Source organism: Candidatus Nitronauta litoralis, from assembly GCA_015698285.1.
Classification (GTDB): domain Bacteria; phylum Nitrospinota; class Nitrospinia; order Nitrospinales; family Nitrospinaceae; genus Nitronauta; species Nitronauta litoralis.
Window position 1 is genome coordinate 2243538 of the sequence record CP048685.1, and the last position, 13898, is coordinate 2257435.

Annotated in this window: 16 protein-coding genes; 6 read left to right on the top strand and 10 right to left on the bottom strand. The window is 49.0% G+C overall.

Annotation, left to right across the window (positions count from 1 at the left end; genetic code table 11):
* Positions 1-73: 73 nt before the first annotated feature.
* A complete protein-coding gene (locus tag G3M70_10275; protein QPJ62235.1) occupies positions 74-1114 on the bottom strand; it encodes an NTP transferase domain-containing protein in 1041 nt (346 codons plus the stop codon).
* Positions 1115-1423: 309 nt separating this feature from the next.
* Here G3M70_10275 and gcvT point away from each other — a divergent pair, with 309 nt between their 5' ends.
* From gcvT to G3M70_10290, 3 genes are all read left to right on the top strand, one after another.
* Positions 1424-2533, top strand: coding sequence for a glycine cleavage system aminomethyltransferase GcvT (gene gcvT / locus G3M70_10280; protein QPJ63785.1), 1110 nt, complete (start codon positions 1424-1426; stop codon positions 2531-2533).
* Positions 2534-2545: 12 nt separating this feature from the next.
* A complete protein-coding gene (gene gcvH / locus G3M70_10285) occupies positions 2546-2938 on the top strand; it encodes a glycine cleavage system protein GcvH (protein ID QPJ62236.1) in 393 nt (130 codons plus the stop codon).
* A 72-nt stretch (positions 2939-3010) separates the two neighbouring features.
* Positions 3011-4354: an aminomethyl-transferring glycine dehydrogenase subunit GcvPA gene (locus G3M70_10290; GenBank protein ID QPJ62237.1), complete on the top strand. Its 1344-nt coding sequence runs from the start codon at positions 3011-3013 to the stop codon at positions 4352-4354.
* A gap of 35 nt (positions 4355-4389) precedes the next feature.
* On the opposite strand, the gene G3M70_10295 is transcribed toward G3M70_10290, so the two are convergent.
* The 5 genes from G3M70_10295 to G3M70_10315 all read right to left on the bottom strand — a co-directional run bounded on the left by G3M70_10295 (position 4390) and on the right by G3M70_10315 (position 8184).
* Entirely contained in the window at positions 4390-4914 is a 525-nt protein-coding gene (locus G3M70_10295; protein QPJ62238.1) for a hypothetical protein, read from the bottom strand.
* A 51-nt stretch (positions 4915-4965) separates the two neighbouring features.
* On the bottom strand, positions 4966-5445 hold the full coding sequence (locus G3M70_10300) for a hypothetical protein (GenBank protein QPJ62239.1): 480 nt from the start codon (positions 5443-5445) through the stop codon (positions 4966-4968).
* Positions 5417-5878 carry a hypothetical protein gene (locus G3M70_10305; protein ID QPJ62240.1) on the bottom strand — a complete coding sequence of 154 codons (462 nt, stop codon included), beginning with the start codon at positions 5876-5878 and terminating at the stop codon, positions 5417-5419. The genes G3M70_10300 and G3M70_10305 overlap by 29 nt, the downstream gene beginning before the upstream one ends.
* A gap of 220 nt (positions 5879-6098) precedes the next feature.
* Positions 6099-7463 (bottom strand): dihydrolipoyl dehydrogenase, encoded by a 1365-nt coding sequence (locus tag G3M70_10310; GenBank protein QPJ62241.1) that lies wholly within the window; start codon positions 7461-7463, stop codon positions 6099-6101.
* Positions 7464-7653: 190 nt separating this feature from the next.
* A complete protein-coding gene (locus G3M70_10315) occupies positions 7654-8184 on the bottom strand; it encodes a tetratricopeptide repeat protein (GenBank protein QPJ62242.1) in 531 nt (176 codons plus the stop codon).
* Positions 8185-8355: 171 nt separating this feature from the next.
* Here G3M70_10315 and G3M70_10320 point away from each other — a divergent pair, with 171 nt between their 5' ends.
* A complete protein-coding gene (locus G3M70_10320; protein QPJ62243.1) occupies positions 8356-8634 on the top strand; it encodes a hypothetical protein in 279 nt (92 codons plus the stop codon).
* 6 nt (positions 8635-8640) lie between these two features.
* Positions 8641-8964, top strand: a complete 324-nt coding sequence (locus G3M70_10325; protein QPJ62244.1) for a hypothetical protein — start codon at positions 8641-8643, stop codon at positions 8962-8964.
* 32 nt (positions 8965-8996) lie between these two features.
* Here G3M70_10325 and G3M70_10330 read toward each other — a convergent pair whose 3' ends face one another.
* The 4 genes from G3M70_10330 to G3M70_10345 form a co-directional block, all read right to left on the bottom strand.
* Positions 8997-10436, bottom strand: a complete 1440-nt coding sequence (locus G3M70_10330; protein QPJ62245.1) for a mercuric reductase — start codon at positions 10434-10436, stop codon at positions 8997-8999.
* Positions 10437-10576: 140 nt separating this feature from the next.
* The gene (locus G3M70_10335) at positions 10577-11416 is read right to left on the bottom strand and encodes a M48 family metallopeptidase (protein QPJ62246.1); all 840 of its coding nucleotides are present in this window, start codon (positions 11414-11416) and stop codon (positions 10577-10579) included.
* A gap of 3 nt (positions 11417-11419) precedes the next feature.
* Entirely contained in the window at positions 11420-11869 is a 450-nt protein-coding gene (locus G3M70_10340) for a YbjQ family protein (GenBank protein QPJ62247.1), read from the bottom strand.
* Between the two features lie 11 nt (positions 11870-11880).
* Positions 11881-12195, bottom strand: a complete 315-nt coding sequence (locus G3M70_10345; GenBank protein ID QPJ62248.1) for a YbjQ family protein — start codon at positions 12193-12195, stop codon at positions 11881-11883.
* A gap of 225 nt (positions 12196-12420) precedes the next feature.
* On the opposite strand from G3M70_10345, the gene G3M70_10350 reads away from it, so the two are divergent.
* Positions 12421-13869 (top strand): hypothetical protein, encoded by a 1449-nt coding sequence (locus tag G3M70_10350; protein ID QPJ62249.1) that lies wholly within the window; start codon positions 12421-12423, stop codon positions 13867-13869.
* The last annotated feature ends 29 nt before the right edge of the window (positions 13870-13898 follow it).

Consider the following 13898-nt stretch of genomic DNA (forward strand, 5'->3'; position numbering starts at 1 on the left):
GTCCTGACTAAGAAAAATTCCTGAAGGTTTACCGGGGAAGCCTGAGTCACTTTTCTTGTGAAAAGATACGACCTCAGGTTTTAGTGAGCTGGGGAAATGCCAGGGAGGGCTTTTGCTTGACCTCAGGCTGGGATCCATCTTCCGGTACAGGATCCCCTTCCATTTGTTTTAACAGAGTCCGCCATTCCTGATACCGACACTTCATAGCTTCAAAGTCCGGTCCATTGTCTATGTCCAGAGCTGCTCCGGGATAGGGAACAGCCAGGCTTTTAAATCGGGTCGCGAGTCCTTTGGATATCCATTCTTCCAACTCATTGCGCGGAACCCAGGATTTAAAGAACCGGACAAGCTGCGGACAGTTCAGTTTGGAGAATAACAGGCTCAGGATCAAACCAAGGTAATAATGATACCCTTTATGCTGGTCTTTCCAAAACAATTTGAAGGCAAAAGGGATCACATTTCTGATATTGCGTTGGTGGCGGTACTGGTACATCTGCTGGATGTATTCCCTATGACCGATTCGGAGGGGTTTTACCAGGTGAAGATTGTTGATCCGGTAATTGTCTTCCTTCAAATGCAGGTATGCCATGCGAATTCCAGGCTTTCCCTGGCATGGATAAAAAGGCTTCAATCGGGATTCGGGTGTAATTCCCAGAATGTGGTCATAACGGCTGATGTCGCTATGCCGAATGAAGTGATCAATCTCATGTGGAGTGATCAGGGGAGCATCACAGGGGACGATTAAGACGGCTCGGTCGCGGTAAGGCCCGCTTTCCAACGGTTGTTTGTTGTGGTCCTCAGGAAGGGTAGCGAGAAAGGTGTGCCATATGTTTTGATACAAATTTTCCTTTTGTTCAAGCAGGGTGATCGGTCTGGGGGTTTCCAGATCAATGCCGTCGTTCATCAAAGTCTTTTTGAGATCATCTTTTTGGCCCACGACATAAACTGATCGAACAGAAGGCACTTGCCTTAAAGAATCAATAACATGGGTGACAAGGCATCGGCCTTCAAGGCGCAGGAAAGCCTTGTGCTGGTTCAAGACCTTATAGCTTGATTCGCCCTGGCCAGCCAGCAGGATGGCATCAAATTGCTGTGAATCGTTCAAGGGGTCCATAGTTCAATTGGTTAGCTCCATTATATGAAACTGGGAGCCATTTGTCGCCTCACAATGCACCCGGGAAAGGAGATTGTCTCTTGATCTCCTTATTGTTTTTGATTATACAGGGAGCTCACTTGCATGGGGTGATGAAATACATTTAAGGGCGTTCCCCAACTTGTGAGTAAATAAGATATAGCCTTCGACCCTTGGGTGCCACCCTAAGGCTGATGTTGGTAAAAAGCTGATTTTTATAAACTGGAAAAACTTCTCGTGGGCATTACAGGAAAACGCCTTTTTGCTGCCCGCAAAGGACAAAAGACCGAATTGAAAACTCCTCTCAAAACCACCCCGCTTCTCGACCTGCACCGGGAGCTTGGAGGTAAAATTGTCCCCTTCGCAGGCTGGAGCATGCCTATCCAGTTTGCAGGAGTGATGGAAGAGCACCGTTGTGTAAGGGAGAAGGTGGGTCTATTCGATGTCAGCCACATGGGGGAAATTGAAGTCACGGGGCCGGGGTCGCTGGACTATCTGCAGTATTTAGTTACTAACGACGTTTCGACCCTGGTTGATGGCAGCATCCTCTATTCCGTGATGTGCTATGAAAATGGTGGGGTGGTCGATGATTTACTGGTGCATCGCCATTCTCAGGATCATTATTTCCTTTGTGTAAATGCTTCGAATACAGACAAGGATTTTGAATGGGCCACCGGCCAGTCGAACGGGTTTGACGTTGAGGTAAAGAATATCAGTCAACAAACCTCTCAATTGGCCTTGCAGGGGCCCAGAGCTCTCGAGGTTTTAAAGTCCTTAACGGATGAAAAAATTGAAACGATTGCTTACTATCATTTTTTGCGAGGCCAGGTTGGAGGAATTGACTGTATTATTTCCCGCACAGGGTATACGGGGGAAGACGGGTTTGAGTTGTACCTGCCTGCAGAATCCGCGACCGCTCTGGCGCGTCATTTGCTTGAAGCTGGGGCGCCGCATGGTATTCAACCTATTGGGCTGGGTGCGCGTGATACTCTCAGGCTGGAAATGGGGTATGCTTTGTACGGTCAGGAAATAAACTCCGACATTCACCCCTTGGAAGCCCGTCTGGGCTGGGTGGTGAAGCTGGATAAGGAAAACGAATTTTGCGGGAAAACTGCTTTGGTGAAGGCCAGGGCAGAGGGTATTCAACGCAGATTGGTTGGACTGAAAATGAGTGCACGAGGGGTTCCCCGCTCCCACTATAAAATTTTAAAAGAGGGTGTTCCAGTGGGTGAGGTGACCTCAGGTACGTTTTCCCCCACACTCAATACGGGGATTGCGATGGGGTTTGTTCCTGCGGGGCAATCAAAATCCGGTGAGAAATTTGAGATAGAAATCCGAGGGCAGGGGGTTTCGGCGGAAGTTGTTCCCTTGCCTTTTGTTCCAAGTCACGTGAAAAAATAAAGGAGGTAGTTCATGGAGGTCCCAAACGATCTTTTATACACCCGGGAACATGAATGGGTCCGAGTAAAAGATTCCAAAGGTATAGTTGGTATCACCGATTTTGCCCAGGATCAGTTAGGAGATGTTGTTTTTGTAGAACAACCCCAGGCAGGCACGGAATTGACCAAGGATGCGACTTTTGGTGTAGTCGAATCAGTTAAAACCGTTTCTGACTTATTCGCTCCTGTGAGCGGCAAGGTGACGGTAGCCAATACCGAGCTTGAAGCCAAGCCGGAACTCGTGAATTCTGCCCCTTATGGGGACGGGTGGATCGTTGAAATTGAAATCACCGACACCAAGGAACTTGATGATCTTTTGACTCCTGAAGCTTACACAGCATTTATCCAGGAACAGGAGCAGGACTGATTGTTACTAAAGAGTTGCTTTTCAAAATATGAAAATTGAATGGCCTCCATTTTTTTTATGAGTTAATACACTATGCGTTATATCCCACACACTGAAAACGATATTCGGGCAATGCTTGACCGGATAGGAATTGACGGGGTCGGCGACCTGTTCACCAGCATTCCGGAACCGTTGCGATTGACCGAGCCATTGAGGTTGCCCGAGGCACTGGCGGAATCTGATTTGACTGCGGCGATGAAGGATCTGGCCCGTCAAAATATGAGTGCCGAGGATTGTGCATCTTTCCTCGGTGCGGGTTCTTATCGGCACTTCACACCCTCGTTAGTCAACCATATGATCCTGCGTGGTGAGTTTGCCACCTGCTACACTCCCTATCAACCGGAAGTCAGCCAGGGAACATTGCAGGCGGTTTTTGAGTTTCAGACCTTTATCAGCCTGCTAACGGGAATGGGGATTGCGAATGCTTCCATGTATGACGGAGCGACGGCACTTGCAGAAGCTGTTTTGATGGCGCATCGAGTGGCTGGCGGAAATGAAGTGGTGATGTCTGATGCGGTCCATCCCGAATACCGGCAAGTGGTCGAAACCTATTTGCACGGGTCGGATGTCAATATCATTCGCGTTCCCTGGAACTCGAACGGGCAGAGCGACCTTGTCGCCATGCAGAACAAAGTGACCGATAGCACCTGTGCCGTAGTAGTGCAAAGTCCCAACTTTTTCGGTGTGGTTGAGGAATTTGAGGGGCTCGGAGAGTTTTTGAACGAAAAGAAAACCCTGCTTGTCGCGGCCGTTGCAGAACCTACTTCACTGGGGATCCTCAAACCCCCCGGTGAAAGAGGAGCCGATATCGTTGCCGGTGAAGGCCAGGGTTTTGGATTACCCGTGTCATTTGGCGGACCCTACGTCGGTTTTTTCTCAACGCATGATAGATATCTCAGGCAGATTCCCGGTCGTATTGTCGGTGAGACCGTGGACAGAGAAGGCAGGCGCGCATTTTCTTTGACCATAAAAACGCGAGAACAGGACATCCGGCGCGAAAAAGCCACATCCAACATCTGCACCAACCAGGGGTTGTGCGCGTTGGCAGTGACGATATGGCTGTCCGCCATGGGAAAGAAAGGATTACGCGAAATCGCTGTAGAAAACGTGAAGCGGTCGGATTTACTCAAGAGAAAGCTGGCAGGACTCAAAAATTTCAAATTGAAATTTGACGCACCCACTTATAACGAATTTGTTCTGGAATGCCCGGGACCGGCCGAAGAAATCCAGGCGAGGTTGCTTGAAGAGAAAATTATTGCCGGTCTGCCCCTAGGCACTCACCACGAAGAGCTGGGCAACTGCCTCCTCCTCTGCACCACCGAACTTACATCGGAAGATGATATGGAACGGTTGGTGAACGCTTTGAATGTGATTTAGCGTTGCTCTAAGTTCTATTTATTATCCTGGTAGCTTCAATTTGGGCCACCCGTTAAAACATTCATGATGTTCTCGGATGATGAATTTCCGTTTGTACTTTCCACTGAACTCCCCACCCTGTCATTTACATTGCTTTCTGTACCGCCGTTTCCAGAGGCAGGTTTAGTTAATGCCTTTGCTGCTTTCCCTGTTGCAAAATGGTTGTGGATAAAAACATTTGATCCTGAAAAAAATCCCTCATTTTTTTTATAGTTCACCCCAAAGGTCGACAGGATTGATACAGCTTCTTCGGAGTCATCATTTTGGTCATTATTTGAACTTCGACTGCCAGCGCTATTTTCCGTAGACTCATCTCCTTCATTTTTTGATGGGACCACCGCTAGCAGGTTTCTGTTGTAAGCCATGTTGAGGTTTACAGGTGTGCTTAATTCGGGGCGGGCCTCCAGGTTCAGGCCAAATTGGGTTCGCTCATGGAAGACGACTGAGTTTTCTGCACAGGCAGATAGTGACAGGCAAAGAGCAAGCAATGATAAATACTGGAGGCGCAAAAATGTTTTCATCACAATCCTCTGGGATGGTTTAGGAAAAAAAATATTCCATTAAAGCAACGGTTATTCCTCGTTGTTTGAATATTGTCCTTTTGTGCAATTAGGAATGGCCCTTTCGGCTGACTGGTCGGAGTTTGTCGAGGAACCAGAATTATTGTTTGTTGTGGCTCCTTGGAGAAAACCATGCAATTTGCCCTTGTTTTCTGCAAGGTTTACGGCAGCATCTCCTGTGGCAAATGCCTCGTAAATACAATTTGCCTCAAGAAAGCCGATCTGCACATGTGAAATGGATACAGCTGACATCGCCTCCTGTCCTGCAGTTTCACCACCACTTTTCATTTTTTTCGGAACGACAGCATTGGTCTCACGGTCGTAGCCCAGTACGGCTTTGCCGCTGGTGCCCTCAGGATTGGCGGATACCTCCAGACCGATTACAGTGTTTTGACGATATACCAGATTCTTAGAATTCCCGCACCCCGAGAGGGTAACAAGCATCGCTAGCAGACACAGGCCACTACCGACATAAACTGATTTGGGGCTCATCCAGTTTCTCCTTCAGAAAAACGTGAGTTTTTTCCGGGTATTCCCGGTCAAAAAAGACTCTGGCCAGAATCGAATCACCTGGTTCGGGCCCGATGGTTTCAATCTGGTCTGAATACCCCAGAGCAACCCGCCTTTGATAAGGAGTTGTTTCCATTTCCAGGCCATAAGAGGAAACCGCTCTGGTCAGGGGTGTCCCATCTGGAAGAGGGGCATGGAACCAATGCCACCCGGCTCCATTTTCCCGAAGCTCTTCTACGGAACAGGGAAAAATATAAACGGCCTGCCTGTGTCCGATAGAGGCACCGCCATCGAATCCCCCTGGTCGCAAATGGACACCCAGGGAATACACCTCCACCACCATTGCTGATTCAGTGTAGGTAACCTTACTGGCGAGACTCCCGTATGGCCCAACGGAACAGCCCGTAAGGAGCACCAAGGACCCGATACAAAATCCTTTTTTAATCCAATCCGAAAGATTTGGTTTCGCCACGTCAGCTAGAAATAGTGTGAGATGTCGAAAATATAGTATAAGAAATTTTGGAAAACAAGATTTACTTTTATAGCTATATGTAAATCAAAGGAATGGAATTAAATTACAACCAAGAGTTGATTGAAATCGTTGGGGTTTTATGAATCAAGGTGATTTTTATTTTCTATAAAATCAACTCATCCGCCGGGTAGGTCAGGATTTCCGATAAGGTGGGATGGTAATACGGCATGTTGAGCATATCCTGCATGGTGCCGTTGAAATACATGATGGCGACGAGTTGATGAATCAGTTCTCCGGCTTCGGGCCCGACAATATGTCCGCCGAGGAGTTTCCCCGATTCGGGATCGGACAGCAGTTTTACATGGCCATGCGTTTCTCCAAGGCACATTGATTTACCATGGTCGTTGAATGGATACGAGGCGGCACGATAATCGATGCCCTGAGCTTTACATTCTTTTTCGCTTAAACCCACACTGGCCACCTGCGGATCGGTGAACACAACGGATGTTTTCAAACGGTCATCGTAGCGACGAGGGTTATCCGCATTGAGTGCATTGTGGCCGGCGATCTCACCCTGCTCAATGGCAATGTGAACTATCTCGTGTTTACCGTTAACATCACCAATCGAAAAAATATTTTTCTGGCTGGTTCGCATTTCGGCATCCACTCTGACCCGGCCTCCTTCCGTTTGTACTCCAGCGACTTCAAGATTGAGTCCATCAATATTGGGTCGGCGACCCAACGCCTGCAAAATGGTTGCTGCCTCGACAGTCTGCTCTTTCCCCTCGTGCTCAAAAGCAATTTGTTTTTGACCGGCAGTCTCTTTAACGTTTAAAAGTTTTGTGTCGGTGAACACCTGCATGCCTTCCTCACGCAGCCTCTCCTCAACCGGTCGCGCCAGGTCTTCATCGCCTGTAGACAGGATGTGAGCACTACGCTGGATTAAAGTCACCTGAGTGCCAATGCGCTGGTAAAACTGGGCTAGTTCTAGCGCGACAGGCCCGCCACCCAGCACGATCATGGATTCAGGTTGTTCGCGTAAGGTCAGGACATCATCGCTGGTCAGGCAATTAGCATTGTCCAGTCCGGGGACAGAAAAATCATGGTTCACCACAGATCCGGTTGCTATGATGATCGAATCCGCGCTGAGGGTTTTGCTTCCTGCCTGGATTTCGTTGGGGGAGATGAATTCTCCTCGTTCCTGAATCAAAGAGAACCGAGGATTATGCAGTTGTTCTATGCGGTAGCTGGCAAACTCGTCGATCAGTTTATTCTTGCGGTCGATAATTGCAGAAAGATCCGCACGCGCATCGACTGGCAACAGTCCAAATTCCCGTGCACGCTTCATTAGAGAGATTACGTCGGATGAACGCAGGAGGGTTTTGGTGGGCATGCACCCACGCAAGATACAGAGCCCGCCCAGGGGCCCGGGGTCGACAATTGCGACCCGTGCTCCCTGGCGTTCCGCAGTATCGGCAGCGGAATAGCCTGCCGATCCACCGCCTAAAATAATGACATCATAATCCATGAGGTGTCCCTGCCGGACGGTAGCGGAAAGTGTTGTGCGACGCGCTCTAAAATTCCCCTTGGCTCAAAAAAGGTCAACTATTGGCCCTGCGCCGAGTAACCCACCGCAAGGTGGTTAAAGAAATGGGCTTCAAGGTTCCAGTTTTGTTGCCTACAGGTTGTACATCGCCCACCGCAAGGTGGAGCGGTGATTAACCCTCAGGAAAGTCTTCCCGCTTCATATTAAACTCATTGTATAAATCCTGGAGCAGGCTTTGTGCGGTGGCGACCATCTGTCGGTTACCCTGCTCATCAAACAGTTTTTGCGCGATCAACAGATTTTCAATCGCATCCTTACCCTGCTTGAACTGGTAATAGACTGTCGCAAGATTACTGTAGGCCTCTGCATAGGTGGGTTTAATTCTGACCGCTTCTTTATAATGCTTGATGGAATCATCGGTAAGGCCACACAAGTTTGCAGTCAGAGCCAGACTGTAATGCGCAATAGGATCGTCCGGTTTGATGTCGATAGCTTTTTTGAAGGAATCCAGCGCTTTGACATTCATCAGCAACTTACCGTAGCGCAGGCCCATGTTCATATAAGCTTTAAAATGATTGGGGTCCTGCTCAACAGCTTCCTGATAAGCTTCGATTGCGCCTTGATGATCGCCTGCCCGGCCGCGGTCCAGGCCAATTTTAAACCAGTCCTCTGCACTGTGTGAGGATTCGGTATCGGAGGTCATTAACCTTTCCTTTCTAAAAAAATAAACCCGGTTAATACCGGATTATTTGATCTTGGATTGGGCCTATGCTACCTTATGTTCCGCTCAAAATCCACCCACGATCAAGCTGCCGGGGACACTGTTATATTTTGAGTTGTTCTATCAATTTCAATTTTCTGGAGTTTTTTGTTTATGGCCATCGAGCCCGGTTCCGACGAGGAACGCCTGTTACTTGGTAAATGGATTCGCAAGGGAGCGGAGCTTATCGTTGCTACCTCAGCACTCGGGGAATCTTATCTGGATCCTAATATCAAGCGCTCGGAAGAGTTGCAGGAAAAATCGGAGGACTATGTGGCCTTCGATCACGATGTGGCTGAAAAACTGCCCCATTTAAAAGGCAAGTTCCGTTGGGATCTTGAAAAGTATTTCCGGGACCACTGGGGTCCGTATCTGCCAAAGGAAGAAGGGTGAATCGGGATGTCTGAAGTCAAATTGCTCGACTCAAATGATCTTCCGGTGGAAGGTGAAGCCAAGTATGTCGAACTTATTCACCCTCTGACCGAATACCCGTACCCACTGTCAATCTATTTTGCAAAAAACAGGTATTTTGTTGTCACCGACACCTGCAAGGAATGCGGTGCCAGCCTGGCTGCAGGCAAGATCAACGGTTTATTTGTGACCTGTTCGGGGCAGGAGCACCCGTGGAATTTTAAAACAGGTTTGCTCAAGTATGACCGGACCAATTCAATGCCTGTTTACCGGGTCCTGTTGAGGGACGACGGTATCTATATCGAAATCTGACTCCTGCCTGGACGTGAAATTCCTGACAACACTCACCTGCGCCAGTTGAAAAACTTTTGTGCTAATTTCAACAACCCCTGTGGTGCATGGTTTTTCTTCCAGATGCCTGCCGCATACTTGTTGGCCTCTGCCAGCGTCGGATAAATGTGGATGGTTCCGAGGATTCCATTCAGGCCAATCCCGTGTTTCATCGCCAGCACATACTCTGCAATCAGGTCTCCTGCATGGTGACCCATGATGGTCACGCCCAGGATTTTATCCTTGCCCGGTACTGTGAGCACTTTCACAAAACCATGGTCTTCACTGTCAGCGATAGCCCGATCCAGGTCGTCGATCCCGTAGGTGGAAACTTCGTACGGAATGTTCTGGGCCTTCGCTTCAGTTTCGCTTAAGCCTGCCCGTGCGACTTCAGGGTCGGTGAACGTGCACCACGGAATGACGCTGTAGTCCACCTTGAATTTTTTAACAGGACTTAGAAGCGAGTTGACCGCGCAATACCAGGCCTGATGTGCAGCAGTGTGTGTGAACTGGTAGGGACCTGCAACATCTCCACACGCATAGATATTCGAATGGGAAGTGCTGCGAAGGAAATCATCAACTTCAATATTTCCTCGTTTGGTCAAGTTGACTCCCAACTCCTCCAGTCCAAAACCCTTCGTGTTGGGTGCGCGCCCGACGGCCACCAGAATTTTATCGAACTCGATGCGTTCTTCTTGACCGCTCTTTTCCACTACCGCGTATTGCCGTCCATCCTCTACCTCAATGGATTTGCAGGTGGTGTCTGTGCGAACGTCGACCCCTTCTTTCACAAACTGTTTCTTGATAAAGTCGCCACACTCCGGGTCTTCGCGGTTCAGGGGGCGGGGCGCCTTTTCAATCTGGGTGACTTTGCATCCGAGCCGCGAAAAAGTCTGGGTCAGTTCGCTGCCGATGGGGCCGCCACCGAGCACTACCAACCGCTCTGGTTTCTCACGCAGGTTCCAGACGTTGTCCGAAGTCAGAAAGTCGACCTGATCCAGCCCCGGTATCGGTGGAACAAAAGGACGCGCGCCGGTGGCTATGACGAGGTTGTTCGTGGTCAGGGTCTTTCCGTTTACTTCGATTTCGTTCGGTGATTTGATAAATGCCGAGCCGGTGATGCAGTCCACTCCAAGACCTGTATAACGCTCAATGCTGTCGTGCGGCTCGACCTTTTTGATGACCGTTTGGACACGCTCCATGACCTCGGCAAATTCGACATCCGCCGTGGCGTTCCGGATACCGTACTCTTTATGGCGTTTTATATGGGAAAGGACAGATGCTGATTTAATCAGCGCCTTGGACGGCACGCAGCCCGTGTTGAGGCAATCACCTCCCATCTTGTGTTTTTCGATGAGTGCGACTTTGGCTTTCACCGCCGCGCCGATGTAAGTCGTCACCAGACCTGCTGAGCCGGCTCCTATAGCAATAAGGTTGTAGTCGCGTTTGGCCATACGGCCTCCTTGGTCAATGAATCATATGCTGACGACAGCTTAGTCGAATGAAAAAGTAGACCATTACATAAAAATTTTGTTTTAAAGTTGGGAAGGATTCAATGAATATTTTGAAAAATCCCAGGGAATGTAGTGAAGAACTAATCTTCCATCAGTTTTTCTGTTTTTAATTCTTCCCGAAGCGGGGTGAGTTTGCCTTCGCCAAATCCCTGTTGCGCGGCCAGTGCTTTGAGATTGGCGACGCGTTCCTCACTTACCGGGTGTGAAACAAAAAACTTCTGTACATTTCCGATATGGTGCTTTTTTGACATCGTATCAAAAAACTGGGTTGAGCCGGAAACGTGACCGTACCGGCACTGCAGGGCTTTCAGTCCGAAAGCATCGGCTTTGGATTCCTGCCCTCTTGAATAGGCCAGTTGTGATAGCGTCAGGGAAGTGCTCATCCAGTCATTGAGCATATTATTGGGTCCCATCAGCATGGAGGACAGGACCATCAATACGAGGGACCGACCAATTCCTTTAAGATGGTCGCGATTGTTGAAGTGGCCGAGTTCGTGGCCCAGCACCATCATCAACGCATTTTCCGAGTCCATGATATCGAGCAGACCGCCAAAAACCAGGATGGTTCCGCCGGGTAATGCCATGGCGTTGATCATTTCATCAGGAATTGCATAGACCTTGAACTTTACGGGAAGCCGGGTGCAGTCTCGATTCAGTTCATCCACCATGCGTTGGAGGATGGCGGATTTTCGGACATCGTGGTCTTCGTCAAGTCCCAGGTCAAACGAGATGGTTTTGAATACTTTCGCTTCTGTTCTGGGATCCATTTTCTCCACAGCCCAATCAATCGCAAAGCCCAGAGCCATGTAAACGACAACGATGATTCCGATCAGTCCCGAAAGCAGGATAGTAAAATCTTTAACCGGGGAGGAAGAGGAAACGTTGTCGTTTTCTTCAGGTAATTTGGGTGTGTATTGCACAGACTAGTGGGCTTTGGTCAACGCGGTCCCATACGCCAGGACCTCAACGCTGCCGACAGCGCCCCGACCTGCATTTTTCGAGATAGAGGTGGTCTCAATACGGACATTGAATATCTGGATGGCGTTCGGTTTTTGTTCCTTCATCCTCAATATGGCTTCGCGGCGCGCCCGGTCAATAAGAGGTTCGTAGGCGGTGACATGACCGCCAAAAATATTCTGGAGACCGGCCAGCATCATTTTGAAATAGTCGACCGAAATTACCACGGACCCCGAAACCAGCTCCATGCGTACATTTCCGGGCTCTACGCCCAGCGGTTTCCTGGTATTGGTCGTGGGCAGTTTCATAGTGGCTTTTTCACGCTCCTTGATAGAGGTGTAGTGCCTCTTTTCGGCAACCTTACCTGTGATGAAGCCGATCAGGGTTAGGACGATAATGGCAATCAGGTTATCCATAAAAGGTCTCCCTAAGCCAGGGTGACGGCGGTGCCGTAAACATAGAGTTCAGCAGCACCTGAGGCAACCGATGAAGTTGAAAACCGGACGTTGATGATTGCGTTTGCTCCCATTTGCCTGGCCTGCGCGGTCATCCGTTCCACAGCTTCCTTGCGGGATTCGCTCAGCAATTCGGTGTACCCCTTTAATTCACCACCAAAAATATTCTTAAAACTTGCCATCAAGTCACGCCCGACGTGCTTTGCTCTTACCGTCGATCCGGAAACCATGCCGTGAAATTGCGTAATGGTTTTACCGGGAATGATCTCGGTGTTGGTGATCAGCATTAACACCTCCTGAAGTTTCGGGTCGCCGTCCATCGGAGACCTGTTGGGTTGTGTGCCGGGATATTTATTATAAGGGGAGTATTGTCAGAGGGCTATCGAAAATAAACCGTCTCTTCGGCAGGTTTATGCAAGGGATCAGGGCCCTTTAAATTCTAAAGCCTTCTTTACTGGATATTTCCTTTTGGCAACTTGTGTTTCCTGTTGTCACCCTGTTAATCTTGTCTCATGAAAAAAACAGCATTACTGATTTTGGTTTTGTTAATTCTGGTCGCAGGTCTTCCTGCACTGGCAGCGTCCCCTCTGGCTGTTCAGGAACGGGATGAATGGTCTGGGACCTATTTCAAAGGTCACAAGCTGGGATTCACGCACAGTCAGGTAAAACATAAGGGCAAGGATCTTGAGGTCCATACTCGTGTGTTTTTTCGTCTACATGCGGGTGGAGAAGACCAGACTACTATTATCAGCCAGATCACCACTCTGGATGAAAATCTACAGTTAAAAAAATTCTCTTTGCTGCAGGAAATTATGGGGAGTCGGCAGCGGGTCCTCGGACAACGGGTGAATGACAAGCTGGAATACGAGGTGACTACCAGTGGTTATCAGAAAACTAAATCGATGGATTTCCCGGTGGATGTTGTGCCATCTTCCACGGCCTGGTTGAATATTCTCGACCGAGGTCTTGATATAGGCAAAAAGGGAACGCTCAAACTTTTTATTGAACCATTCCAGATGATCGTTCCGATGACGTACGCCATTCTCCGTCATGAAAAAGTGGACATTAAAGGACAAAGTCACGATGCGATTGTTGTGGTGCAGGAATACGGAGGAATGAAAACGACCTTGTGGGTCACGCCCGATGGATCAGTTTTGCGCGAAAGTACCCAGCAGGGTTTTGAGTCTTTGCAGGAAGACAAAAACCTTGCACAGAAACTCGATAAAAAAGCCATCTCTGTATCCAATTTCATCACGCTGAGTCTGGTCACACCGAATCGTGCAATAAAAAACCCCGGTAACTTGTCAACCCTGAAGCTGAAAATGTCGGCGCTGCAAAAAGCGGACTCGGTGCCGCAGGATCAACGTCAGAAGATATTGAAAGCTGAGCCGGATGGGCAAGGTGGATTTATGGCAACGGTATTGATCCAGCGTGAAAGGGCGATGCAAAACCCCGGACCGAAACGACCGGTGACGGATGTTCCAGACCCAAAATACCTGGAAGAAGCAGCGGAAATCCAGTCACGCAATGGCCTGATTCGTGGTCAGGCCCGGTTGATTGTTGGCCGGGAAACAGATGCATGGAAATCCGCTCTTCTCATCAATGGCTGGGTTCATGAACAACTTGAAAAAGTCATGGTCGACGCTTTTACGGCCCTCGATGCCCTGAACAGTAAACGAGGTGAATGCCAGTCTCATACCAACCTGTTCACAGCGTTGGCGCGGGCAGAGGGGATTCCCACCCGGGTGGTGAACGGTCTGGTGTATTCAAAAAAATATAAAGGATTTCTGTATCACGCATGGCCGGAGGTGTATGTGGGGGAATGGCGTGCGCTGGACCCGACTTTTGGGCAGGACGCAGTGGATGCGACCCATATCAAATTATCGGTGGGCAATTACCAGGGAGCGATCAAGCTGATGGAATTCCTGGGCAAGGTACAAGTCGAGATTCTGGATAATTGAGAACACAGGAATCCTGTTTTAGTTTCAAT